This window comes from Nocardia heshunensis (assembly GCF_054782115.1).
This window is the reverse complement of the sequence record NZ_BAAGTC010000049.1, coordinates 1-657: the sequence shown is the minus strand read 5'-3', so window position 1 is coordinate 657 and position 657 is coordinate 1. Positions and strand designations below refer to the sequence as shown.

General features: G+C 34.9%; 2 protein-coding genes. Both read right to left on the bottom strand.

Annotation, left to right across the window (positions count from 1 at the left end):
• A partial coding sequence (locus tag ACYVN4_RS45085) for an AbiJ-NTD4 domain-containing protein (RefSeq protein WP_460730465.1) occupies positions 1 to 486 on the bottom strand: 486 nt, incomplete at its 3' end.
• A 4-nt stretch (positions 487 to 490) separates the two neighbouring features.
• Entirely contained in the window at positions 491 to 631 is a 141-nt protein-coding gene (locus tag ACYVN4_RS45080) for a hypothetical protein (protein WP_460730468.1), read from the bottom strand.
• Positions 632 to 657 lie beyond the last annotated feature (26 nt).

Below are 657 nucleotides of genomic sequence, written 5' to 3'. Positions count from 1 at the left end.
TGTTTTCACTCCCGCTGTGATATTTGAAATATCAATATCGGAGCTAACGGGTTCTAATTGATATTTGATAAAGCGATAAGCAGAATGATTAGTTGATAATAATTGGTTTATGGTTTTGACGGATTCGGAGCTTCGACCCCAGATCTGTATTACATATTCGAGAAAATCGTACACTTCATAAAATTGAAGGTCGTCGTAATGATTATGCAGTACTTCATTAGGATTATCACCAGCCATTGCCATTTCATCTGTCAATGAACTAATTGAGATATGAAAGAAGTTAACCCAAAGCTGTTTTAACATTTCGTAATGTGTTCCCTGATAATTTTGTTGGAGATTGGAGTGTTGTTTATCGAACAATATATGGGCACCATAATTAAATATATCGTTTCGTAGTGTTTCATTCATTTTGTCTTTTTGAATCACATCATCAACTTTAACGAATCCCATTCTTTCAGAAAACCTCATGATAGTTTTATTTCCCACCTTTTTAATTAGTGTAATCTTGCACAACTTCGTAAGACTTGAACTTCTTATCAGTCATGAATTCGAATTGGTTGGTCTGTCCCTTGTCCCAGTTATCAGTGTAAACTGCTTGGGTATCAATGACCGTTTTTTGTGAATCCATCAACTTTACCTTGATGCCAAACGTTTTGA